Origin of the sequence: Streptomyces colonosanans, from assembly GCF_001866645.1 — a bacterium.
GTDB lineage: Bacteria > Actinomycetota > Actinomycetes > Streptomycetales > Streptomycetaceae > Streptomyces > Streptomyces colonosanans.
The window spans coordinates 153,488-175,682 of the sequence record NZ_MLYP01000042.1 but is presented as its reverse complement, the minus strand read 5'-3'; the positions used below and the strand labels follow the sequence as shown (position 1 = coordinate 175,682).

Here is a 22,195-nt window from a genome sequence, read left to right as displayed (position 1 = left end):
GCACACGAATCCTGCACAACTCGCCGGTAACAATCACCGTCCGACACGCATGAGCGTCCCCGCGCTGGGGCATGCGCACCGTACCCCCCACGGGAGAGTCCGGCACCGGGAGGCCCACAGCCTTCCGGCCGGACACCACACACGGCGGCCGCCTCCACCCCGTTTCCCTTTCCTCCGGGTAGGCGGCCGCCGCCCCGAACCGTTGTGGGCCGGGCCACAGGGGCCCGGCCGCCGGGGATCCCGGATGCGCGATAGCCTGACGGGTGGATCTCTCTTGACGCCAAGTGATCGATCATTCGTCCGTGATCGATCATCGCGACGGGTACCGGTCACCTACCGGGACGGGATCCGCACCCTGGGGCGACGACGCCCTCACCGCCAGTTGTCATACGGAGAACGCCATGACCCGCACTCCCGTGAACGTCACCGTCACCGGCGCGGCCGGCCAGATCGGCTACGCACTGCTCTTCCGCATCGCCTCCGGCCAGCTGCTCGGCGCGGACGTGCCGGTCAAGCTGCGCCTCCTCGAGATCACCCCGGCGCTGAAGGCCGCCGAGGGCACGGCGATGGAGCTGGACGACTGCGCGTTCCCGCTCCTGAAGGGCATCGACATCAGCGATGACCCGAACGTCGCCTTCGACGGTGCCAACGTCGCCCTCCTCGTGGGCGCCCGCCCGCGTACGAAGGGCATGGAGCGCGGCGACCTGCTGGAGGCCAACGGCGGCATCTTCAAGCCGCAGGGCAAGGCCATCAACGACCACGCCGCGGACGACATCAAGGTCCTCGTCGTCGGCAACCCGGCCAACACGAACGCGCTGATCGCGCAGGCCGCCGCCCCGGACGTACCGGCCGAGCGCTTCACCGCGATGACCCGCCTGGACCACAACCGCGCGCTGACCCAGCTCGCGAAGAAGACGGGCACCACGGTCGCCGACATCAAGCGCCTGACGATCTGGGGCAACCACTCCGCCACCCAGTACCCGGACATCTTCCACGCCACGGTCGCCGGCAAGAACGCCGCCGAGGTCGTGAACGACGAGAAGTGGCTGGCCGAGGACTTCATCCCGACCGTCGCCAAGCGCGGCGCCGCCATCATCGAGGCCCGCGGCGCCTCGTCGGCCGCCTCCGCCGCCAACGCCGCCATCGACCACGTGTACACCTGGGTCAACGGCACCGCCGAGGGCGACTGGACCTCCATGGGTATCCCGTCGGACGGCTCCTACGGCGTTCCGGAGGGCCTCATCTCCTCCTTCCCGGTCACCACGAAGAACGGCTCGTACGAGATCGTCCAGGGCCTGGACGTCAACGAGTTCTCCCGCGCCCGCATCGACGCGTCGGTGAAGGAGCTGTCGGAGGAGCGCGAGGCCGTCCGTTCGCTCGGCCTCATCTGAGCCTTCACGCTGCCCCGAACCCCCCCCGCAGGCCCCGTTCCGTCCCGGAACGGGGCCTGCGGCTTTTCGGCGTGAGCACCGCGGCTCGGGCTCACGTCTCCTGCAGTGCGGCCCTGTACTTCGAGACGTCCAGGGACTGGCTCGCAGGCGGGGTCTGCGCCGAGACCGGCTTGCCGTAGTCCGTGAAAGTCAGGCTGAAATCCGTGCCGGGGCCCTTCGTCGCCGCACGGTAGAGACGGTGCGGCGCCTGCGCCGTGACGTACAGCGTCGATGTCGTGGTGTCCGTCCGGGAGGTCAGCGGGATCACCCGCGTGCCGTTCAGCGTCGTCTCCGCGCCCTCCTTCAGGGAACGCGGCTGGGACGCCGTGGCCCCCCGCTGAAGGGCCTTCAGGTCGCAGACCGCTGCCACGCCCTTGAGGAGGGGGTCGGACGCCGGACCGTGGATATAGCGGTTCTTGAACACCTGGGCCGCGTGGGTGCCCTGCTGGCCGGGCAACTCGGCCTTCCAGAAGGTCTCGTCCGGTTTCAGCCAGACGTCGCCGCCATGCTTGACCATCTTCACGGTGCCCCCGTGCGCACCCATCGTCATGATGCCCGTGCAGTTGCCGCTCCGGTCGAGCGCGAGGTCCAGTGCCGCCGGACGGGTGAGGTTGGACGATGTCTCCGGGCTCCGGTCCACGTAGCTGAGCCGTACCGAGTCCGTCTCCCGCAGTCCCTCCCGCGCCTTGGCGGCCAGTTGCTGCGGGCTCAAGCCGTCGCCGGCCTCGGCCCAGGCGGCGGTTCCGGAGGAGAAGAGAAGTGCTGCGGTCGCGGCCGTCGCCGTACAGGTCGTCGCTATCGCGAGGCCATGGGTCACGGTCATTGCGTCACCTCCATGGGTGCCCATCGCCCACCGTACGTTTGTCGTCTTTCGCCCGCATGTTCAGTGACGCAGCGCACTTTCGGCCATGGAATGCGCATGCATCCCCTATCCGGGGGCAGACGCACCCGGTACCCGAGCGTGACATATGCGTGACGCAGAGTCGCCAATCAGGAGCGGAAGGCAGCACCGATCATGGCCCTACAGCAGGCGCAGCAGACGATTCACGTGGACGGGGAGTGGCGCGAAGCTGCCTCCGGCGCCGCCCGCGAGATCCTTGATCCTGCGGACGCCACGCCGTTCGCTCTGGTGGCGGAGGGCGACGAGCGGGACGTCGACGCGGCCGTCGCGGCCGCCCGCCGCGCCTTCGACGAGGGCCCCTGGCCGCGCACGTCCACCGCCGAGCGCGCCGCGCTCCTGCATCGCGTCGCCGACCTCCTCGTACGCGACCGTGAGGAGCTGGGGCTTCTGGAGAGCCGGGACGCGGGCAAGACACTGGAAGAGGGCCGGGTCGACATCGACTGCGTCGCCGAAGCCTTCCGCTACTTCGCCGATCTCGTCGCCGCCGAGAGCACCGGCCGTGTCGTCGACGCCGGCTCGCCCGACGTCCACAGCGTCGTCGTGCACGAGCCCGTCGGTGTCTGCTCCCTGATCACGCCCTGGAACTATCCGCTCCTGCAGGCGAGTTGGAAGATTGCGCCCGCGCTCGCCGCCGGCAACACCTTCGTGGTCAAGCCGAGCGAGATCACCCCGCTGACCACCATCGCCCTGATCGAACTGCTCGTCGAGGCCGGGCTGCCCGCCGGAGCCGCGAACATCGTCACCGGGCCCGGGCACTCGGTCGGCGCCCGGCTCGCCGAGCACCCGGGAGTCGACCTCGTCTCCTTCACCGGCGGGCTCGTCAGCGGCACGAAGGTCGCGCAGGCCGCCGCCGCAGACGTCAAGAAGGTCGCCCTCGAACTCGGCGGCAAGAACCCCAACGTCGTCTTCGCCGACGCCTGCGCCACCGACGACGGCTTCGACACCGCCGTCGACCAGGCCCTCAACGCCGCCTTCATCCACAGCGGGCAGGTCTGCTCGGCGGGCGCCCGTCTCATCGTCGAGGAGTCCGTCCGCGAGCGCTTCGTCGCCGAACTGGCCCGCCGCGCAGGCAGAATCCGCCTCGGCCGCGGCACCGAGAAGGGCGTCGAGTGCGGTCCGCTGGTCTCCGCGAGGCAGCGCGAGCGGACCGAGGCGTACGTCGCCTCCGCGCTCGCCGAGGGGGCCGTGCTGCGCTGCGGCGGCAGGCGGCCGGAGCCGAGCGCGACCAGGCCGGCCACCGGCTACTTCTACGAGCCGACCGTCCTCGACCAGTGCCACCGGGAGATGAAGGTCGTACGGGAAGAGGTCTTCGGGCCCGTCCTGACCGTGGAGACCTTCTCCACGGAGGACGAGGCGGTGGCGCTCGCCAACGACACCGAGTACGGGCTCGCCGGCGCCGTCTGGACCGCCGACCCCGGCCGAGCCCGCCGCGTCGCCGGCCGGATGCGCCACGGCACCGTCTGGATCAACGACTTCCACCCCTACCTGCCGCAGGCGGAGTGGGGCGGATTCGGCAAGAGCGGCATCGGCCGCGAACTGGGTCCCGCGGGCCTCGCCGAGTACCGCGAGACCAAGCACGTCTACCAGAACCTCGCACCGAAGCCGGTCCGCTGGTTCGCGGGCTGACCCCGACCGCGCACCCCCGACCATCCACTTCCCCGTCCCCGGCACCTTGGAGCAACCTGCCATGCACCAGACCACGCACGCCTACGACTACGTCGTCATCGGCGGCGGCACCGCGGGGTCCGTCATTGCCTCCCGCCTCACCGAGAACCCGGACGTCACCGTGGCCGTCATCGAGGGCGGCCCCAGCGACGTCGGCCGCGACGACGTCCTCACCCTGCGCCGCTGGATGGGCCTGCTGGGCGGCGAACTCGACTACGACTACCCGACCACCGAGCAGCCGCGCGGCAACTCGCACATCCGGCACAGCCGCGCCCGGGTGCTCGGCGGCTGCTCCTCGCACAACACGCTGATCGCGTTCAAGCCGCTGCCGTCCGACTGGGACGAATGGGAGGCCGCCGGCGCCGAGGGCTGGGGCGCCGTCCCGATGGAGGCGTACTACGCCCGCCTCCTCAACAACATCGTCCCGGTCGACGAGAAGGACCGGAACGCCATCGCCCGCGACTTCGTGGACGCGGCCCAGGCGGCGCTCGACGTTCCGCGCGTCGAGGGCTTCAACAAGAAGCCGTTCACCGAGGGCGTCGGCTTCTTCGACCTCGCCTACCACCCCGAGGACAACAAGCGCTCCAGTGCGTCGGTGGCGTATCTGCACCCGGTGCTGGACGAGCGCCCCAACCTGACGCTTTTCCTGGAGACCTGGGCGTACCGGCTGGAGATGGACGGCACCCGGGCCGAGGGCGTGCAGGTACGCACCAAGGACGGTGAGGAGATCCTCGTACGGGCCCGGCGCGAGGTCCTGCTGTGCGCGGGCGCCGTCGACACCCCGCGGCTGCTGCTGCACTCCGGCATCGGCCCGAAGGAGGACCTGGACGAGCTCGGTATACCCGTCGTGCACGACCTGCCGGGCGTCGGCGAGAACCTGCTCGACCACCCCGAGTCGGTGATCGTGTGGGAGACGCACGGCCCGATCCCGGAGAACTCCGCGATGGACAGCGACGCCGGGCTCTTCGTGCGCCGCGACCCCGACCACGCGGGCCCGGACCTGATGTTCCACTTCTACCAGATCCCGTTCACCGACAACCCGGAGCGCCTCGGCTACGAGCGGCCGGAGTTCGGCGTCTCCATGACCCCTAACATCCCCAAGCCGAAGAGTCGCGGCCGCCTCTACCTGAAGAGTGCCGACCCGCAGGAGAAGCCCGCGCTCGACTTCCGCTACTTCACCGACGAGAACGACTACGACGGCCGCACCCTCGTGGACGGCATCAGGATCGCCCGTGAGATCGCGAAGACCGAGCCGCTGGCCGGCTGGCTCAAGCGGGAGGTGTGCCCGGGCCCGGACGTCACCGGCGACGAGGAGCTGAGCGCCTACGCCCGCAAGGTCGCCCACACCGTCTACCACCCGGCGGGCACCTGCCGCATGGGCGCCTCTACTGACGAACTCGCCGTTGTCGACCCCGAGTTGAAGATCCGCGGCCTCGACGGGATTCGCATCGCCGACGCGTCCGTCTTCCCGACCATGACCGCGGTGAACCCGATGATCGGCGTACTGATGGTGGGGGAGAAGTGCGCCGATCTGATCGGCGGTGATGCGTGATGAGCAAGGACACCCGAACCCCCGCGGACGCACCCGTGTTCTCGGTGGAGGGCCTGTGGAAGGTCTTCGGCCCCAAGGCGGAGCGCGTGCCCACGGACCCGGAGTTCGCCTCGCTGAGCCCCGCCGAACTCCGCGAACGCACCGGCTGCACGGCCGCCGTCCGCGACGTGGGATTCGATGTCCGCAAGGGCGAGGTCTTCGTCGTCATGGGCCTGTCCGGCTCCGGCAAGTCCACGCTCGTGCGCTGCCTGACCCGGCTGATCGAGCCGACCGCGGGCACCATCGCCATCGACGGCGAGGACGTCCGCGCCATGGACAAGGCCCGGCTGCGCGAGCTGCGCCGCCACCGGGCCGCGATGGTCTTCCAGCACTTCGGCCTGCTGCCGCACCGCACGGTCCTCGACAACGTGGCCTACGGCCTGGAGATCCAGGGCGTGGGCAGGGCCGAACGCCGGGAACGAGCCGCCGCGTTCGTCGCCAAGGTCGGCCTCGAGGGCATGGAACAGCGACGCCCCGCCCAGCTGTCGGGAGGCCAGCGGCAGCGTGTCGGGCTGGCCCGTGCGCTCGCCGTCGACCCCGAAGTGCTTCTGTTCGACGAGCCGTTCAGCGCTCTCGACCCGCTGATCCGGCGCGACATGCAGGAGGAGGTGGTCCGGCTGCACCGCGAGGAGGGCCGCACGATGGTCTTTGTCACGCACGACCTGAGCGAGGCCCTCAAGCTCGGCGACCGCATCGCCCTGATGCGCGACGGTCGCGTCGTGCAACTGGGCACCCCCGAGGGGATCGTGGGCTCCCCGGCCGACGACTACGTCCGCGAGTTCGTCCGGGACGTGCCGCGCGAGCAGGTGATGACCGTCCGTACCGCCATGCGCGCCGCGACCGCCGAGGAGGCTGCGGACGGCCCGGCGCTGCCCCCGGACGCGACCGTGTCGGAGGCCATCGAGGCGGTCGCCCGCACCGGATCGCCGGCCCGGGTCATGGACGGGGGACGCTGCCTGGGCGTCGTCGACCACGACCGGCTGCTCCGCGTCGTGGCGGGAACCGGGCACCGCCCCGAACCCGGCGAGAAGGCGGCCTGATGGCCACCGTCACCGCCACCACCGCCCCGCGTACCGCCCTGCCCGGCCCCCTCAGGCACCCGGCCGTCGGCAAGCTGCTGCTGCTCGCGGTCGTCGCGGCGATCCTCGTACCCCTGATGAACGCCCGATGGGCAAGCGGCAGTTGGCCACACGAACTGACCGTGGACCTCTCCGCGCCGCTCGCCCGGGCCAGTGACTGGATCATCGACAACCGGGACAGCCACCCCCTTTTCCTCTACTTCTTCGGCTACCTCAGCAACGCCGTCGTCGTCTGCGTACGCGCCGTCTACCTCGTGCTGCTCGCGGCCGGCTGGGCGGGCGTGACGGCCGCCGCCGGGCTGCTGGCGTGGCGTACCGCGGGTGTGCGCCTGGCCCTCGGCACGACGGCCGCGTTCCTCGCCTGCGGGCTGCTCGGCATGTGGGTGCCCACCATGCAGACGCTGGCGCTCATGGTGGTCGCGGTGCTCGCCTCGGTCGTGCTCGGCGCACTGCTCGGACTCGCCGCCGGCCTGTCGGACCGCACGTACCGGGCCCTGCGTCCCGTCCTCGACACCATGCAGGTGTTCCCGGCGTTCGCGTACCTCCTGCCCGTCGTCCTGGTCTTCGGCATCGGCGTCCCCGCGGCCGTCTTCGCCACGGTCGTCTACGCGGCCCCGCCGATGGCCCGGCTCACCGCGCTCGGGCTGCGCGACGCCGACAAGGAGGTCCTCGAAGCGGTCGAGTCGCTCGGCACCACCGCGCGCCAGCGCCTGCTGAGCGCCCGCCTCCCGCTGGCCCGCGGGGAACTTCTCCTCGGCCTCAACCAGACGATCATGATGGCGCTGTCCATGGCGGTCATCGCCTCCGTGATCGGCGCGGGCGGCCTCGGCGACCGCGTCTACCAGGCGCTCGCCTCCGTGGACGTGGGGGCCGCACTCGCCGCCGGCATCCCGATCGTGCTGCTCGCGGTGGTCCTGGACCGGGTCACGGGCGCGGCCGGTAAAGGCCCCGGGCCCGGCGGCCGGGCCGGGTGGGCCGGGTGGGCGTACGCCGCCGGGGCCACCGTCGCCGTCGCCCTGGCCGCGCGAATCGCCGGCCGCCTGGACTGGTCCGAGTCCTGGACCGTGCGCATCGCCGGGCCGGTGAACCGCGCCGTCGACTGGATGACCGCCCACCTCTACTCGGGCGTCCCGTACGTGGGCGGCACCGCCGACTGGGCCGGCCGCTTCACGACCTGGATCCTGGACCCCGTCCGGGCAGGCCTGCAGTGGCTGCCCTGGTGGTCGGTCCTGCTCGTCGTCGCCGCGCTCGCCTGGCTGATCGGCACCTGGCGCACCGCGCTCACCGCCGTCCTCGCGATGGCCGCGACCGGTGTACTCGGTGTGTGGAAGCCGTCGTTGGACACGCTGTCCCAGGTGCTGGCGGCCGTCGCCGTCACCCTCGTCCTCGGTTTCGCGACCGGGATCGCAGCCGCCCGCAGCGACCGTTTCGAGCGGCTGCTGCGCCCGGTCCTGGACGTCTTCCAGACACTGCCGCAGTTCGTGTACCTGATCCCGGTCGTCGCGCTCTTCGGCGTCGGCCGCGCACCCGCCGTCGCGGCGGCGATCGTGTACGCGCTGCCGGCCGTCGTCCGCATCACGACCCAGGGCCTGCGCCAGGTCGACCCGGCAGCCCTCGAGTCGGCCCGCTCGCTCGGCGCGACCAGCTTCCAGCAGTTGCGCCAGGTCCAGCTTCCGCTGGCTCGCCCGGCCCTGCTGCTCGCCGTCAACCAGGGCGTGGTGCTGGTCCTCGCCGTCGTCATCATCGGCGGCCTGGTCGGCGGCGGCGCGCTCGGCTACGACGTCGTCTTCGGCCTCGCCCAGGGCGATCTGGCCACCGGTCTGGTGGCCGGCGCGGCGATCGTCTGCCTCGGACTCATGCTCGACCGGGTGACCCAGCCCACCGGGCGGCGCGCGAAGAAGGGAGCGTGACATGGCACCCCGTACCTCTCGTATCTCCGGCGTCCCTCGTCGTACGGCGATCACGGCGGCCGTGGCCGTCCTGGCGCTGATGACCGGCTGCGGCGCCGCGGACATGACCAAGCAGGCCTCGCCCTTCGCGGGCGCGCGGGGCGCGAAGACCGTGACCCTGTCCGTGCAGTCATGGGTGGGCGCGCAGGCCAACGTGGCCGTGGCCCAGTACATCCTGGAGCACAAGCTCGGTTACCGCGTCGACACCGTCCAGGTCGACGAGGTGCCGGCGTGGGACGCGCTCAGTCAGGGCCGGGTCGACGCGATCCTGGAGGACTGGGGCCACCCCGACCAGGAGAAGCGGTACGTCGAGGACAAGAAGACGATCGCGCGCGGCGGCGACCTCGGGGTCACCGGTCACATCGGCTGGTACGTCCCGACGTACTTCGCCCGGCAGCACCCCGAGGTCACCGACTGGAAGAACCTCAACGCCTACGCGTCGCAGCTGCGCACCGCGGAGAGCGGAGGCAAGGGCCAACTGCTGGACGGCTCGCCCTCCTATGTCACCAACGACAAGGCGCTGGTGAAGAACCTGGACCTGAACTACCAAGTGGTGTTCGCGGGTTCGGAGGCGGCGCAGATCACCCAGATCAAGCAGTTCGCGAAGGAGCACAAGCCCTTCCTCACCTACTGGTACGCACCGCAGTGGCTGTTCAAGAAGGTCCCGATGACCGAGGTGAAGCTGCCGCCTTACAAGGAGGGCTGCGACGCGGACGCGGCGAAGGTCGCCTGCGCCTACCCGCACACCCCACTGCAGAAGTACCTGAACGCGCACTTCGCGAAGAACGGCGGCAAGGCGGCAGCCTTCCTGAAGAAGTTCACCTGGACCACTCAGGACCAGAACGAGGTCGCCGTGATGATCGCCGACCAGAAGCTGACCCCGGAGCAGGCCGCGAAGAAGTGGGTGGACGGTCACGCCTCGACGTGGCGGGCGTGGCTGTCCTGATCAGCCCCGCCGCAGCTGCGCGGCGATCTCGGCCAGTGCCGCCGTCGCCCGGCGCTGCAGCCCGGGACCGAAGGTGATCCGCGTGGCCCCGAGCCCACCGAGTTCGGTGGGCGAGGGGCCTACGCCGTCCAGCCGGGCGACCGCGTTGAGCGGCCCCTGGATCCCGGCCCGCAGCAGGGGGAGCACCTTGGCCGGGGCGACGATCGGGTAGACGCAGTCGGAGCCGGCCGCGACGTACAACCCGGCCCGTTCGATGGCCCCTTCGGGATTGCCGTCGCCGTGCAGGAACGTGTCGACACGCGCGTTGACGAAGAGCCGGTCGCCCGCCGTGGCCCGCACCTCGGCGAGCCAGTCGGCGTGCTTGCGCGGGTCCTTGAGGACGCCCCCGTGCGAGTCCTCCAGGTTGCAGCCCACGGCCCCCGTCTCCAGGAGGCGTTCCACCAGTTCCTTCGGCGCGAGTCGGTACCCGTCCTCCACATCCGCCGACACGGGCACGTCGACGGCGCGGGCGATCCGCGCGATCGCCGCGAACATCTCGTCGGCGGGCGTGGCCCCGTCCTCGTACCCGAGCGCGGCGGCGATCCCGGCGCTGGGCGTCGCGAGCGCCGAGAACCCGGCGTCCGCGCACACTCGCGCGGCGGCGGCGTCCCACGGTCCGGGCAGGATCAGGGGATCGCCCGGCATGCGGCCGTGGTGCAGCGCCCGGAAGGTGTCGGTCTTGTTCACGGCGTGTAGCCTCCGGGCGGGATACGGCGGCTGACCATCAGCCGGTTCCATCCGTTGATGACGGTGATCAGCCCGATGAGATGCGCGAGTTCGGCCTCGTCGAAGTGCTTGGCGGCCATCTCGTACACCTCGTCCGGCACGAAACCGTCGGTCAGCAAGGTCACGGCCTCCGTCAGCGCAAGCGCGGCCCGCTCCCGCTCGTCGTAGAGGTCTTCCGCCTCTTCCCAGGCGTTCAGGAGTTGGATGCGGTCCTCCGACTCGCCGCCCTCGCGTGCCAGTCGGAGGTGCATGTCCAGACAGAAGGCGCAGTGGTTGATCTGCGAGGCCCGGATCATGACCAGCCCGGCGAGGCCAGGGTCGCCGATTCCCTTCTTCGCGGCCGCGCTCAGTGCGGACATCGCCCGGCCGACCTCGCGGTCCAGCAGCGTCGTACGGGTCACTTGTGCTGCCCCGCCTCGTAGTGGCCCGGCGTCATGCGGGTGGTCACGCCGAACCGGTTCCATGCGTTGATCACCGTGATCGCGGCGATCAGCTGCGCGAGTTCGGCCTCGTCGAAGTGCTTGGTGGCCTTCGCGTACACCTCGTCCGGCACGAACCCGTCGGTGAGGACGGTGATGGCCTCGGTCAGCTCGATCGCCGCGAGCTCCTTCTCGGTGTAGAAGTGCTTCGACTCCTGCCACGCGCTGAGCTGCACGATCCGCTCGACGGTCTCACCGGCCGCGAGCGCGTCCTTGGTGTGCATGTCGAGGCAGAAGGCGCAGTGGTTGATCTGCGAGGAGCGGATCTTGACCAGCTCGTACAGCTTCGGGTCGAGACCCTGACGGGCGGCCGCGTCCAGCCGGATCATGGCCTTGTAGACCTCGGGGGCGTGCTTGGCCCACTGCAGCCGGGCGGGCTCTTCGGGGGCGTACCGAACATTTTCGTCTGCGGTCATGTCCCGACCCTACGGACCAGGCAGCCCATCGGTATGGTCCATTTCCATGGCGAAATCTTGGGCCGCTTTCGGGGTCGACCTTCATCTCGAACCGTCCGGACCGGGCGTGCGCAAGGGCCTGACGAACGCCCTGCGGGAGGCGGTCCGCAGCGGCCGTCTGGCCCCGGGGACACGTCTGCCCTCCTCTCGCTCGCTCGCCGCCGACCTGGGCATCGCGCGCAACACGGTCGCCGACGCCTACGGGGACCTGGTCGCCGAGGGCTGGCTCACGGCACGCCAGGGTTCGGGAACCCGGGTGGCCGAGAGCGCCTGGCCGGGAGCTCCGGCCGAGCCGCCCGCGCCCCGGCCCCGCGAGCGCGGACGCCCGGTCTACGACCTGGTGCCCGGCACCCCCGACCTGTCCTTCTTCCCGCGCACGGAGTGGCTAGGGGCCGCCCGCCGTGCCCTCGCGGCGGCGCCGAACGACGTCTTCGGCTACGGCGATCCGCGCGGCCGTGTCGAACTGCGCACCGCGCTCGCGCAGTACCTGTCCCGGGCGCGCGGGGTGCGCGCCGACCCGGAACGGATCCTCGTCTGCGCGGGCTTCTCGCACGGGCTGAAGATCCTCGGCGCGGTGCTGCGGGCACGCGGCCTGCGAAGGGTCGCCGCCGAGTCGTTCGGACTCGATTTCCACTGGAACCTGCTGACGGAGGCCGGTCTGCGCACCGAGCCGCTCCCGTTCGACGAACGGGGAAGCAGCACCGAAGAGCTGACCCCCGACGCGGGCGCCGTCCTGCTCACTCCCGCCCACCAGTTCCCCCTGGGCGTACCCCTGCACCCGGACCGGCGGGCGGCCGTCGTCGACTGGGCGCGGCGCACCCGCGGACTGGTGCTGGAGGACGACTACGACGGCGAGTTCCGCTACGACCGTCAGCCGGTCGGGGCGTTGCAGGGCCTGGACCCGGAGCATGTGGTCTACCTGGGCACCGTCAGCAAGTCCCTGGCGCCCGGGCTGCGCCTGGGCTGGATGGTGCTGCCGCAGGCGCTGGCCCGGGAGGCGGCGGCGGGGAAGGGCGTGACGGACACGTGCGGGGTGATGGACCAGCTGACGCTGGCGGAGTTCATCACCTCGGGCGCGTACGACCGCCATGTGCGCGCCGCCCGGCTGCGTTACCGGCGGCGCCGCGACGCCCTGGTCGAGGCGCTCGCCGTCCGCGCCCCCGACGTCCGTATCGGGGGCATAGCGGCAGGCCTGCACGCGGTGCTGCACCTCCCGCCCGGCACCGAGGGGGCGGTGGTCCAGGCGGCGGCCTGGCAGGGTCTGGCGGTGCACGGCCTGGGGCGCTACCGCCATGCGCACGCCGTTGCCGAACCGATGGACGCCCTGGTCGTGGGGTACGCCACGCCGCCGGACCACGCGTGGGAGGGGGCGCTGGAGGCGCTGTGCAGGGCGTTGCCGTGACGACGGGAGCCGGACGTCACGCCTCCTCGACCGACGCCTCCCCGACCGGCGCCTCCCCGACCGGCGCCTCCTCGACGGGCGCCTCCCCGAACCGTGCCAGGAGCAGCGCGCCCGCCACCGCCACCATGAACCCCAGCACTGCCACCCAGGCCATCCCTTCCCGGGTGCGGTCGCCCAGCCACACCACCCCCACCGTCGCGGGCCCCACCGTCTCGCCCACGACGATGCCCGCGGTGGCCACCGTCACCGACCCCCGCTCCAGGGCCGTGGTCAGCAGCAGGAAGGCCGCCGAGCCGCCGAGCAGCAGCGCATAGGTCGCCGGGTTGGTGAGCAGGACGGACGGCGCGATCCCGTCGATCAGCCGTACCGCCACCTCGACCACCCCGAACCCGAATCCGGCGCCCAGCCCCAGCGTCAGGGACCGGCCCCGCTCCGGCAGCCGTCCCCCGGCCAGCCCGAGCAGCAGCACGACCACCGCCGTCGCCAGCATCGCGTACTTCAGTGCCGTCGACCCCTCCCGGTCGCCCTCCGCACCGGACGCCAGCCCCAGCAGCGCCAGCCCCGCACACACCACCGTCACCGCGGCCCATTCGCTCCCGGTCAGCCGCACCCGCAGCAGCCGGGCCGCGACCACCGCCGTCACCGCGAGGCTGGACGCGAGCGCCGCGCCCACCGCGTAGATGGGGAGCGAGCGCAGCGCCGCGATCTGCAGCAGGAACCCGAGCCCGTCCAGCCCGAGCCCCGCCAGATACCGCCACTGCCGCAGCGCCCGCAGCAGCAGCGCCGTGTCCCCGCCCTCGCCTCCGCCCGCCGCGCGCGCAGCGATCGCCTGCAGCACCGTCGCCGTACCGAAACAGACCGCTGCACCCAGCGCGCACACCATTCCAAAGAGCACAGTGCGACTGTAGGCGACGGGGAGGGCCGGGCTCGCCCGGCGGAGCGACTGTCTCTAGTCTGATGCGCGGCACACGTCGTACTGACGTCTCACCAGGCTCATCGCACGGGGGGAACACGAACATGGCGGACACACGCCGGCAACTGCGCTCGGGCACGGTCGTTCTCGGCGGCATGGGACTGCTCGCCGCCACCCTCACCGCCTGCTCCTCGGATCCGGACAAGCGCTGCGTCGACCGCGACAGTTATCTCGTCGGCAAGGGCTACCGGGTCGTCGCGGGCAAGAACTGCTCCACCGGTACGTCCGTCAACGGGGCCTGGTACTACGGCGGCAAGAAGAAGAAGGGCTTCGTCTACGGCGGCTCCTTCACCAAACCCGGCAAGGGATCCGGCGGCTCGGGCAGCGGCGGCCACACCGGAGTCCACCGCGGCGGCTTCGGCGGCGGCCACGACTCCTCCGGCGGCTGAGCGGCCCGTGGAACGCCGCAGGATCGACCCCCGCCCCGGCTGGCAGCAGACGGTCGAGGCCCAGGGCCTCATCTACCCGCTCACCCGCTACTCCGACGACTCCCTCCGCCCCTACTGGGACGAGAGCGCGTACTACGTGTTCACGCTCCCCGAGGTGGAGGCGCTGGAGGAGGTCGTCGAGGAACTGCACGGGATGTGCCTGGCCGCGGCCGGGCACATCGTCGCCGAGGACCGATTCGCCGACCTCGGCATCACCGACCCGCGCGTGGTGCGTGCGGTCGCCGAGTCCTGGCACCGGCGTGGGGAACTCCCGTCCGTCTACGGCCGCTTCGACCTGCGCTACGACGGCACGGGCCCGGCCAAGCTCCTGGAGTACAACGCCGACACGCCCACGTCCCTGGTCGAGGCCGCCTCGCCCCAGTGGTTCTGGATGGAGGAGCGCTTTCCGGGCGCCGACCAGTGGAACTCCCTCCACGAGCGCCTCGTCGCCGCCTGGAAGAGGCAGGCCGCCCTGCTGCCGCCCGGCAGCCCGCTCCACTTCGCGCACTCCTCGGCGGACGAAATCGGCGAGGACCTGATGACGGTCGCCTATCTGAAGGAGACCGCGGAACAGGCCGGGATCGACACCGACTGGATCTCCATGGAGGCGATCGGCTGGGACCCGCTCTCCGAACGCTTCGTCGACAGCCGGCTCCGCTTCATCCGCAGTTGCTTCAAGCTCTATCCCTGGGAGTGGCTCACGACGGACCGGTTCGCCGGCCATGTCCTCGACACCCTCGACAACGGCGGCGGCACGGGCAGCACCCTGTGGATCGAGCCGGCCTGGAAGATGCTGCTCAGCAACAAGGCGCTCCTCGCCATCCTCTGGGAGCTCCACCCGGGCCACCCGAACCTGCTCGCCGCCCACCTCGACGGGCCCGGGGAGCTGGCGCGCACCACGGGCTACGTCGCCAAGCCGCTCCTCGGCCGCGAGGGCGAGGGTGTGACGGTGCATGAGCCGGGCGCCGAGCCGGTCCTGCAGGAAGAGGCGTGCTGCTACCAGGAGTTGGCACCCCTGCCGTCCTTCGACGGCAACCGCGTCGTCCTCGGTGCCTGGGTCGTCGACGACGAGTCGGCGGGGCTCGGCATCCGCGAGTCCTCCGGCCTCATCACCGACGAGTTCGCACGCTTCCTGCCGCATGTGATCCTCTAGTGCTGTGGCCGGAAAGGTTTGCCGGAAAGCTCGCGGCGTCCGGTGCGGTACATCGCAAGGCGGAGCATCACCCGCGTACTGGATGTACTCGGGTGATGCGACAACGCGGCGTGGGGGTCCCCCCTGCTCGAAGAGCTTGGGGGAGTGCCGTCCCGGGCGTCGCGAGCCGGTGAACCTTTCCGGTCACAGCACTAGCGGCTTCTCCCGGGCACTAGTGCCGCGGCAGGCAACGTTTGCCCGTTAAGGAGCGGCGTTCGGTGCGTGCTCTCGGCGTGCCGGCCGGAAGCCCTCGTACTGGACGTACTTGGGCTTTCGGTCGGTGCGGCGAGTGGGGGTACCCCCTGCTCGAAGAGCTTGGGGGAGGCGTGCCGGGCGTCGCGACGGGGCAAACGTTGCCTGTTGCGGCACTAGGCACCAAGGACCGCGCGCAGCTGGGCCAGCCCCCAGTCCAGATCCTCCTTGCTGATCACCAGGGGCGGGGCGATCCGGATCGTGGCGCCGTGGGTGTCCTTCACCAGGACGCGCCGGTCCATCAGCTTCTCGCTGACCTCCCGCCCCGTCCCGTACCGCGGGTGGATGTCGACGCCCGCCCACAGCCCGCGCCCGCGCACTTGGGTCACCCGGCCCGTGTCCTTCAGCGGGGCCAGTTCGCGGTGCAGATGCTCGCCCAGCTCCGCCGCCCGCGCCTGGTACTCACCGGACCGCAGCATCGCGATCACCTCCAGCGCCACCGCGCAGGCCAGCGGGTTCCCGCCGAACGTCGACCCGTGCTCACCCGGCCGGAACACCCCGAGCACGTCGGCGCTCGACACCACGGCCGACACCGGCATGATCCCGCCGCCGAGCGCCTTCCCGAGCACGTACACGTCCGGTACGACCCCCTCGTGCTCGCACGCGAAGGTGCGTCCCGTCCGCCCGAGCCCCGACTGGATCTCGTCGGCGACGAAGAGCACGTTCCGCTCGCGGGTCAGCTCCCGCACCCCCGGCAGATAACCGGCCGGCGGCACCAGCACCCCCGCCTCGCCCTGGATCGGCTCCAGCAGGACCGCCACCGTGTTCTCCGTCAGCGCGGCGCGCATCGCGGTCAGGTCCCCGTACGGCACGATCTCGAAGCCCGGCGTGTACGGGCCGAAGTCCGCGCGCGCCTCCGGGTCGGTGGAGAAGCTGATGATGGTCGTCGTACGGCCGTGGAAGTTGCCCCCCGCGACCACGATCTTCGCCATCTCGGCGGGCACGCCCTTGATCCGGTAGCCCCACTTGCGGGCCGTCTTCACCGCGGTCTCCACCGCCTCCGCGCCCGTGTTCATCGGCAGCACCATCTCCATGCCGCACAGCTCGGCCAGCTGTGTGCAGAAGGCGAGGTACCGGTCGTGGTGGAAGGCCCGGGACGTCAGCGTCACCCGTTCCAGCTGCGCCTTCGCCGCGTCGATCAGCCGCCGGTTGCCGTGGCCGAAGTTCAGCGCCGAGTACCCGGCCAGCAGGTCGAGGTAGCGGCGCCCTTCGACGTCCGTCATCCAGGCGCCCTCCGCCGTCGCCACGACGACCGGGAGCGGGTGGTAGTTGTGCGCGCTGTGGGCCTCGATCTCGGCGATGAGCGTGTCGGTGGTATTCACGGAGGCTCCCTTTCCGGCCTACGAAAACAGGCCCCCCTCCTATCGTCGCTTCCCTGCCGTCGCTCGCATGGCGGACGAGCGAACAGAGCCCTCCGATGTGCCCGGTAGGCTGGCGGCGGGCCGTGACTGGCGCGCTGGGATGGGACCGACCATCGGGGAGCGGCCCAGGCCCTGTGGGCCTTACGAGCGAGTGCCGTGCGCCTGAGCCAACCGTGAACCGTGATCGCTTGCCACGCCCCGGAGGCCGATATGCCTGAGCAGCAGTCCCTCTCCACCGAGTCCACCGCCTTCCGCGCCGCCCTCGACGTGATCCGCGCCGTCGAGCCGCGCGTCGCCGACGCCATCGGCCAGGAAGTCGCCGATCAGCGCGAGATGCTCAAGCTGATCGCCTCTGAGAACTACGCCTCCCCGGCGACGCTGCTGGCGATGGGCAACTGGTTCAGCGACAAGTACGCCGAGGGCACCATCGGCCGCCGCTTCTACGCCGGCTGCCGCAACGTCGACACCGTCGAATCCCTCGCCGCCGAGCACGCCAAGGAACTGTTCGGCGCCCGCCACGCCTACGTCCAGCCGCACTCCGGCATCGACGCCAACCTCGTCGCCTTCTGGGCCGTCCTCGCCCAGCGCGTCGAGGCCCCCGCCCTGGAGAAGGCGGGCGTCCGCCAGGTCAACGACCTCTCCGAGGAGGACTGGGCCGAACTGCGCCGCGCCTTCGGCAACCAGCGCATGCTCGGCATGTCCCTGGACGCGGGCGGCCACCTCACCCACGGCTTCCGCCCGAACATCTCCGGCAAGATGTTCGACCAGCGCCCCTACGGCACCGATCCGGCCACCGGGCTGATCGACTACGAGGCGCTGCGCGCGTCGGCCCGCGAGTTCAAGCCGCTGATCATCGTCGCGGGCTATTCGGCCTACCCCCGGCTGGTGAACTTCCGGATCATGCGCGAGATCGCCGACGAGGTCGGCGCCACGCTCATGGTCGACATGGCGCACTTCGCGGGCCTGGTCGCGGGCAAGGTGCTGACCGGCGACCTCGACCCCGTCCCGCACGCCCAGATCGTGACGACCACCACCCACAAGTCGCTGCGCGGCCCGCGCGGCGGCATGGTCCTGTGCGACGACTCCCTGAAGGACCAGGTCGACCGCGGCTGCCCGATGGTGCTGGGCGGCCCGCTCCCGCATGTGATGGCGGCGAAGGCGGTGGCGCTGGCGGAGGCCCGGCAGGACTCCTTCCGCGACTACGCCCAGCGGATCGTGGACAACTCCCGCGCGCTGGCCGAGGGCCTGCTGCGCCGCGGCGCCACGCTCGTGACCGGCGGCACCGACAACCACCTGAACCTGATCGACGTGGCCTCCTCCTACGGCCTCACCGGCCGCCAGGCGGAAGCGGCCCTGCTGGACTCGGGCATCGTCACCAACCGCAACGCCATCCCGGCCGACCCGAACGGCGCCTGGTACACCTCCGGCATCCGCATCGGCACGCCCGCGCTCACCACGCGCGGCCTCGGTACGGCGGAGATGGACGAGATCGCGGCCCTGATCGACCGCGTCCTGACGACCGCCGCCCCCGGCACGACGAGCAAGGGCGCCCCGTCCAAGGCCCAGCACGTCCTGGACCCGAAGATCGCGGACGAGATCGCCCACCGCGCGTCCGACCTGCTGACCGGTTTCCCGCTGTACCCGGAGATCGACCTGGGCTGATCACCGCCGGGTGAGGGGCGCCTCATCAGAGACGGGGTCGCGGCATTCCGCGGCCCCGCCGCGTGGGCGCGAGCCGCACCGACCACCCGTGCGACCCCCGAGCCGTCAGAGCTCGAGGAGCTCCTGGCGCGGCTCAGACGGCGCCCCACCGCGCAGGGCCGCCGCGCGCCGTACGGCGTAGGCGCCGCCGGCCCCCAGGACCAGCCCCGCCCCGAGGCCCATGGCCCCCCAGCGCAGGTGGTCCGAGGGGGCACCCTTGTCGCCGGCGGCGGGCTGCCCGAACAGTCCGCTCTTCTCCAGCCGGTCGTAAACAGCCCGCGGCACCCGGCGCCACCGGATGTCGTCGTCGTCGACGTCCGGCGCCAGATCCGAGCGGACCCACGCCGTGCCGTCCTCCGCCAGGAACACCTGGTCCTCCCGCTCGATGGCCACATCACCGCCGGGCGCGCGCTGCGTCTGGGGATACCCCCCGATCCCGGTCAGCGCCCACACCACCGTGGCCCGCACGTGCGGGTACCGCCCCTGATGCCATGCGTCCGGCACCCGCTCGGACCCTGTCTTCGTCGGACCCAGCAGCTGCGACAGCAGCGTGAAGTCCCGGTCCCCGGAGTGCAGTGTCGTCGTACGGCCTGTGCCGTTCGCCACGACGAGCGCGAGATCCGGTGCCTTCTCGCCCGCGGCGCGTGCCGGAGCGGCGGCCCCCGCCAGCGCCACCACCGTCACCACCAGCGCCGCCATCAGCCCGCCGAGTCCGCGCACACCGCCCCCTCCGCTTGTCATGTCCCCTTGTTACACCGTCGGGGACACTTCGGGCCGGTCCTGTTGCAGACCAATTCCGGAGATGCCTGTCGGACCTGAGAGAATGGTGGACATGGCTTCAGACCGCCCTCGCGTGCTCTCCGGAATCCAGCCCACGGCCGGCTCGTTCCATCTCGGCAACTACCTCGGCGCCGTCCGCCAGTGGGTGTCCCTGCAGGAGACCCACGACGCGTTCTACATGGTCGTCGACCTGCACGCGATCACCGTCCCGCAGGACCCGAAGGAGCTGCGGGCCAACACCCGCCTGGCCGCCGCCCAGCTGCTCGCGGCCGGTCTCGACCCGGAGCGGTGCACCCTCTTCGTCCAGAGCCATGTCCCCGAGCACGCCCAGCTCGCCTGGGTCATGAACTGCCTCACCGGCTTCGGCGAGGCGAGCCGCATGACCCAGTTCAAGGACAAGTCCGCCAGGCACGGCGCCGACCGCGCGAGCGTCGGCCTGTTCACGTACCCGATCCTCCAGGTCGCCGACATCCTGCTGTACCAGGCCCACGAGGTTCCGGTCGGCGAGGACCAGCGCCAGCACATCGAGCTGACCCGCGATCTCGCCGAGCGCTTCAACGGCCGCTTCGGCGAGACCTTCACGGTCCCGCAGCCGTACATCCTCAAGGAGACGGCGAAGATCTACGACCTCCAGGACCCGTCGATCAAGATGAGCAAGTCGGCGTCCACGCCGAAGGGCCTCATCAACCTGCTCGACGATCCGAAGACCACCGCCAAGAAGGTCAAGAGCGCCGTCACGGACACGGACACCGTCATCCGGTACGACGCCGAGCACAAGCCGGGCGTCAGCAACCTGCTGACCATCTACTCCACCCTCACCGGGACCCGTATCGAGGAACTGGAGCAGAAGTACGACGGCAAGGGCTATGGTGCGCTCAAGACGGACCTCGCCGAGGTCATGGTCGAGTTCGTGACGCCGTTCAGGGAGCGCACCCAGCAGTACCTGGACGACCCCGAGACGCTCGACTCGATCCTGGCCAAGGGCGCGGAGAAGGCGCGCGCCGTCGCCGCGGAGACCCTCTCCCAGACGTACGACAGGATCGGTTTCCTGCCCGCCAAGCACTGAGCCCGCCGCAGCGACCTCCCGATATTCGGGAGGTATCGCCGTACAGTCGATATCCGAGCCGGCAGCCACCCCTGCTTGCACGGAGCACCGAAGAACACCAGCACGACGACAGGAGACGACGTGGGGACCGTAACGATCGGTGTGTCGATCGCGGTCCCGGAGCCTCATGGCAGCCTGCTCCAGGAGCGGCGCGCGGGCTTCGGCGACGCCGCCGCTCACGGCATCCCCACGCATGTCACCCTGCTCCCGCCGACGGAGGTGGACGCCTCCCAGCTGCCTGTGATCGAGGCGCACCTCGCCGAGGTCGCGGCGGCCGGGCGCCCCTTCCCGATGCGCCTGTCCGGCACGGACACGTTCCGGCCCGTGTCACCCGTGGTGTTCGTCAAGGTCGTCGACGGCGCCGAGGCGTGCGCGTGGCTGCAGAAGCAGGTCCGCGACGCCTCCGGTCCGGTGGCGTGCGAGCTGGTCTTCCCGTACCACCCGCACGTCACGGTGGCGCACGGCATCGACGAGGCGGCGATGGACCGGGCGTACGAGGAACTCGCCGGCTACGAGGCCGCGTGGCCCTGCACGGGCTTCGCGCTCTACGAGCAGGGCGCCGACGGCGTCTGGCGCAAGCTGCAGGAGTTCGCCTTCGGAAGCACGGTGGTGCCCCCTCAGGCCGGCGCGCCCGAGGACGCCACCAGCCTTCCCGCCACCTAGTGCTGTGACCGGAAGGGTTCACCGGCTCGCGACGCCCGCGGCACGGCACTCCCCCAAGCTCTTCGAGCAGGGGGACCCCCACGCCGCGTTGTCGCATTACCCGAGTACGTCCAGTACGCGGGTGATGCTCCGCCTTGCGATGTTCCCCCACTGCCTGAAGGGCGTGGGAGGTGCCCCCAGCACCGGACGCCGCGAGCTTTCCGGCAGACCTTTCCGGTCGCAGCACTAGACCGCCAGCCGCCGGAAGACCTGCCGCGGCAGGTGCCGCAGCGCGGCCATCACCAGCCGCAGGGCCCCCGGCACCCACACCACCTCCGACCGTCTGCGCAGCCCCAGCTCGATGGCGGTGGCGACCTCCTCCGGTGTGGTGGGCAGCGGCCCCTCCTCCCGCCCGGACGTCCCGCGCGTACGGACGAAACCCGGCCGTACCACCATGACGTGCACCCCGGTGCCGTGCAGCGCGTCGCCCAGCCCTTGCGCGAACACGTCCAGGCCCGCCTTGCTGGAGCCGTAGATGAAGTCGGAGCGGCGGGCGCGTTCCCCGGCGGCCGACGACAGCACCACCAGCGAGCCGTGGCCCTGCGTCTGGAGCGCACCGGCGCACACCAGACCCGCCGAGACGGCGCCCGTGTAGTTGGTCTGCGCGACGCGGGCCGCGGCCACCGGGTCGCGCTCGTCGGTCGCCTGCTCGCCGAGCACACCGAACGCGAGCAGCACCAGATCGACGGCGCCTTCCGCGAACACCTCGCCGAGCGCGCCCTCATGGGCCACGGGATCGAGCGCGTCGAAGGCGACCGTACGGGTGTCGGCGCCGAGCCGGCGCAGGTGCGCGGCGGCACTCTCCAGCGAGGGGGAGGGCCGCCCGGCCAGCCACACCGTACGGGCGCCGCGGGCGACGAGGCGGCGCGCGGTGGCCAGCGCGATCTCGGAGGTCCCGCCGAGGATCAGCAGGGACCGTGGGGTGCCGAAGGTGTCCTTGTGGGCAGGCATGACCGTGACCGTAGCGCTGGAAAACGGGCGTAACGTAGCAATCTCGACACTCTGCGCGGCTCCTCACCGGAATGGGCGATGCATCACA

The 22,195-nt window shown here is 71.3% G+C and carries 20 protein-coding genes; 12 read left to right on the top strand and 8 right to left on the bottom strand.

The window, feature by feature from the left end:
* The first annotated feature begins 401 nt into the window (after window positions 1–401).
* The gene (locus BIV24_RS16895) at window positions 402–1,391 is read left to right on the top strand and encodes a malate dehydrogenase (RefSeq protein WP_071367125.1); all 990 of its coding nucleotides are present in this window, start codon (window positions 402–404) and stop codon (window positions 1,389–1,391) included.
* Between the two features lie 91 nt (window positions 1,392–1,482).
* Here the strand turns inward: BIV24_RS16895 and BIV24_RS16890 are convergent, their stop codons facing one another.
* Window positions 1,483–2,253, bottom strand: a complete 771-nt coding sequence (locus tag BIV24_RS16890) for a LolA-like protein (protein ID WP_071367124.1) — start codon at window positions 2,251–2,253, stop codon at window positions 1,483–1,485.
* Window positions 2,254–2,445: 192 nt separating this feature from the next.
* On the opposite strand from BIV24_RS16890, the gene BIV24_RS16885 reads away from it, so the two are divergent.
* The 5 genes from BIV24_RS16885 to BIV24_RS16865 all read left to right on the top strand — a co-directional run bounded on the left by BIV24_RS16885 (window position 2,446) and on the right by BIV24_RS16865 (window position 9,561).
* A complete protein-coding gene (locus BIV24_RS16885; RefSeq protein ID WP_071367123.1) occupies window positions 2,446–3,957 on the top strand; it encodes an aldehyde dehydrogenase family protein in 1,512 nt (503 codons plus the stop codon).
* A gap of 61 nt (window positions 3,958–4,018) precedes the next feature.
* Window positions 4,019–5,548: a GMC family oxidoreductase gene (locus BIV24_RS16880; RefSeq protein ID WP_071367122.1), complete on the top strand. Its 1,530-nt coding sequence runs from the start codon at window positions 4,019–4,021 to the stop codon at window positions 5,546–5,548.
* Window positions 5,548–6,627 carry a quaternary amine ABC transporter ATP-binding protein gene (locus BIV24_RS16875; protein ID WP_071367121.1) on the top strand — a complete coding sequence of 360 codons (1,080 nt, stop codon included), beginning with the start codon at window positions 5,548–5,550 and terminating at the stop codon, window positions 6,625–6,627. The genes BIV24_RS16880 and BIV24_RS16875 overlap by 1 nt, the downstream gene beginning before the upstream one ends.
* Window positions 6,627–8,576, top strand: a complete 1,950-nt coding sequence (locus BIV24_RS16870; protein ID WP_071367120.1) for an ABC transporter permease — start codon at window positions 6,627–6,629, stop codon at window positions 8,574–8,576. The genes BIV24_RS16875 and BIV24_RS16870 overlap by 1 nt, the downstream gene beginning before the upstream one ends.
* 79 nt (window positions 8,577–8,655) lie before the next feature.
* Window positions 8,656–9,561, top strand: coding sequence for an ABC transporter substrate-binding protein (locus tag BIV24_RS16865; RefSeq protein WP_071367160.1), 906 nt, complete (start codon window positions 8,656–8,658; stop codon window positions 9,559–9,561).
* Here BIV24_RS16865 and BIV24_RS16860 read toward each other — a convergent pair whose 3' ends face one another.
* The 3 genes from BIV24_RS16860 to BIV24_RS16850 are packed head-to-tail and all read right to left on the bottom strand — an operon-like array spanning window position 9,562 to window position 11,221.
* The gene (locus tag BIV24_RS16860; protein WP_071367119.1) at window positions 9,562–10,287 is read right to left on the bottom strand and encodes an isocitrate lyase/PEP mutase family protein; all 726 of its coding nucleotides are present in this window, start codon (window positions 10,285–10,287) and stop codon (window positions 9,562–9,564) included. It abuts the gene before it with no gap.
* The gene (locus BIV24_RS16855) at window positions 10,284–10,727 is read right to left on the bottom strand and encodes a carboxymuconolactone decarboxylase family protein (protein WP_281247751.1); all 444 of its coding nucleotides are present in this window, start codon (window positions 10,725–10,727) and stop codon (window positions 10,284–10,286) included. Before BIV24_RS16855 ends, BIV24_RS16860 begins: the two co-directional genes overlap by 4 nt.
* The gene (locus BIV24_RS16850) at window positions 10,724–11,221 is read right to left on the bottom strand and encodes a carboxymuconolactone decarboxylase family protein (RefSeq protein ID WP_071367118.1); all 498 of its coding nucleotides are present in this window, start codon (window positions 11,219–11,221) and stop codon (window positions 10,724–10,726) included. The genes BIV24_RS16855 and BIV24_RS16850 overlap by 4 nt, the downstream gene beginning before the upstream one ends.
* A gap of 46 nt (window positions 11,222–11,267) precedes the next feature.
* Here BIV24_RS16850 and pdxR point away from each other — a divergent pair, with 46 nt between their 5' ends.
* Window positions 11,268–12,662 carry a MocR-like pyridoxine biosynthesis transcription factor PdxR gene (gene pdxR / locus BIV24_RS16845; protein ID WP_071367117.1) on the top strand — a complete coding sequence of 465 codons (1,395 nt, stop codon included), beginning with the start codon at window positions 11,268–11,270 and terminating at the stop codon, window positions 12,660–12,662.
* A gap of 16 nt (window positions 12,663–12,678) precedes the next feature.
* On the opposite strand, the gene BIV24_RS16840 is transcribed toward pdxR, so the two are convergent.
* Window positions 12,679–13,545, bottom strand: coding sequence for a hypothetical protein (locus tag BIV24_RS16840; RefSeq protein WP_071367116.1), 867 nt, complete (start codon window positions 13,543–13,545; stop codon window positions 12,679–12,681).
* 134 nt (window positions 13,546–13,679) lie between these two features.
* Between BIV24_RS16840 and BIV24_RS16835 the strand changes: the two genes are divergently transcribed.
* Both BIV24_RS16835 and BIV24_RS16830 read left to right on the top strand, forming a co-directional pair.
* Window positions 13,680–14,024 carry a hypothetical protein gene (locus tag BIV24_RS16835; RefSeq protein ID WP_071367115.1) on the top strand — a complete coding sequence of 115 codons (345 nt, stop codon included), beginning with the start codon at window positions 13,680–13,682 and terminating at the stop codon, window positions 14,022–14,024.
* Window positions 14,025–14,031: 7 nt separating this feature from the next.
* Complete coding sequence (locus BIV24_RS16830) at window positions 14,032–15,216, top strand: glutathionylspermidine synthase family protein (protein ID WP_071367114.1); 1,185 nt, start codon at window positions 14,032–14,034, stop codon at window positions 15,214–15,216.
* 407 nt (window positions 15,217–15,623) lie between these two features.
* Here the strand turns inward: BIV24_RS16830 and rocD are convergent, their stop codons facing one another.
* Window positions 15,624–16,829 (bottom strand): ornithine--oxo-acid transaminase, encoded by a 1,206-nt coding sequence (gene rocD, locus BIV24_RS16825; protein ID WP_071367113.1) that lies wholly within the window; start codon window positions 16,827–16,829, stop codon window positions 15,624–15,626.
* A gap of 249 nt (window positions 16,830–17,078) precedes the next feature.
* Between rocD and BIV24_RS16820 the strand changes: the two genes are divergently transcribed.
* Entirely contained in the window at window positions 17,079–18,530 is a 1,452-nt protein-coding gene (locus BIV24_RS16820; RefSeq protein ID WP_071367112.1) for a glycine hydroxymethyltransferase, read from the top strand.
* 105 nt (window positions 18,531–18,635) lie between these two features.
* Here the strand turns inward: BIV24_RS16820 and BIV24_RS16815 are convergent, their stop codons facing one another.
* Window positions 18,636–19,310 (bottom strand): hypothetical protein, encoded by a 675-nt coding sequence (locus tag BIV24_RS16815; RefSeq protein ID WP_245766841.1) that lies wholly within the window; start codon window positions 19,308–19,310, stop codon window positions 18,636–18,638.
* Between the two features lie 91 nt (window positions 19,311–19,401).
* Here BIV24_RS16815 and trpS point away from each other — a divergent pair, with 91 nt between their 5' ends.
* Together trpS and BIV24_RS16805 are read left to right on the top strand one after the other, a co-directional pair.
* Window positions 19,402–20,415, top strand: a complete 1,014-nt coding sequence (gene trpS / locus BIV24_RS16810; protein ID WP_071367157.1) for a tryptophan--tRNA ligase — start codon at window positions 19,402–19,404, stop codon at window positions 20,413–20,415.
* Between the two features lie 120 nt (window positions 20,416–20,535).
* Window positions 20,536–21,117: a 2'-5' RNA ligase family protein gene (locus tag BIV24_RS16805; RefSeq protein WP_071367111.1), complete on the top strand. Its 582-nt coding sequence runs from the start codon at window positions 20,536–20,538 to the stop codon at window positions 21,115–21,117.
* 225 nt (window positions 21,118–21,342) lie between these two features.
* Here BIV24_RS16805 and dprE2 read toward each other — a convergent pair whose 3' ends face one another.
* Entirely contained in the window at window positions 21,343–22,107 is a 765-nt protein-coding gene (gene dprE2, locus BIV24_RS16800) for a decaprenylphospho-beta-D-erythro-pentofuranosid-2-ulose 2-reductase (protein WP_071367110.1), read from the bottom strand.
* Between the last annotated feature and the right edge of the window lie 88 nt (window positions 22,108–22,195).

Bases quoted from the DNA above. Each gene is read 5' to 3' on its own strand.
- BIV24_RS16875 (WP_071367121.1), top strand. From the start codon at position 5,548: ATGAGCAAGGACACCCGAACCCCCGCGGACGCACCCGTGTTCTCGGTG.
- BIV24_RS16870 (WP_071367120.1), top strand. From the start codon at position 6,627: ATGGCCACCGTCACCGCCACCACCGCCCCGCGTACCGCCCTGCCCGGC.
- BIV24_RS16890 (WP_071367124.1), bottom strand. From the start codon at position 2,253: ATGACCGTGACCCATGGCCTCGCGATAGCGACGACCTGTACGGCGACG.
- BIV24_RS16835 (WP_071367115.1), top strand. From the start codon at position 13,680: ATGGCGGACACACGCCGGCAACTGCGCTCGGGCACGGTCGTTCTCGGC.
- BIV24_RS16880 (WP_071367122.1), top strand. From the start codon at position 4,019: ATGCACCAGACCACGCACGCCTACGACTACGTCGTCATCGGCGGCGGC.
- dprE2 (WP_071367110.1), bottom strand. From the start codon at position 22,107: ATGCCTGCCCACAAGGACACCTTCGGCACCCCACGGTCCCTGCTGATC.
- pdxR (WP_071367117.1), top strand. From the start codon at position 11,268: ATGGCGAAATCTTGGGCCGCTTTCGGGGTCGACCTTCATCTCGAACCG.
- BIV24_RS16850 (WP_071367118.1), bottom strand. From the start codon at position 11,221: ATGACCGCAGACGAAAATGTTCGGTACGCCCCCGAAGAGCCCGCCCGG.
- BIV24_RS16865 (WP_071367160.1), top strand. From the start codon at position 8,656: ATGACCGGCTGCGGCGCCGCGGACATGACCAAGCAGGCCTCGCCCTTC.
- BIV24_RS16840 (WP_071367116.1), bottom strand. From the start codon at position 13,545: ATGGTGTGCGCGCTGGGTGCAGCGGTCTGTTTCGGTACGGCGACGGTG.
- trpS (WP_071367157.1), top strand. From the start codon at position 19,402: ATGGCTTCAGACCGCCCTCGCGTGCTCTCCGGAATCCAGCCCACGGCC.
- BIV24_RS16885 (WP_071367123.1), top strand. From the start codon at position 2,446: ATGGCCCTACAGCAGGCGCAGCAGACGATTCACGTGGACGGGGAGTGG.
- BIV24_RS16895 (WP_071367125.1), top strand. From the start codon at position 402: ATGACCCGCACTCCCGTGAACGTCACCGTCACCGGCGCGGCCGGCCAG.
- BIV24_RS16815 (WP_245766841.1), bottom strand. From the start codon at position 19,310: ATGACAAGCGGAGGGGGCGGTGTGCGCGGACTCGGCGGGCTGATGGCG.
- BIV24_RS16820 (WP_071367112.1), top strand. From the start codon at position 17,079: ATGCCTGAGCAGCAGTCCCTCTCCACCGAGTCCACCGCCTTCCGCGCC.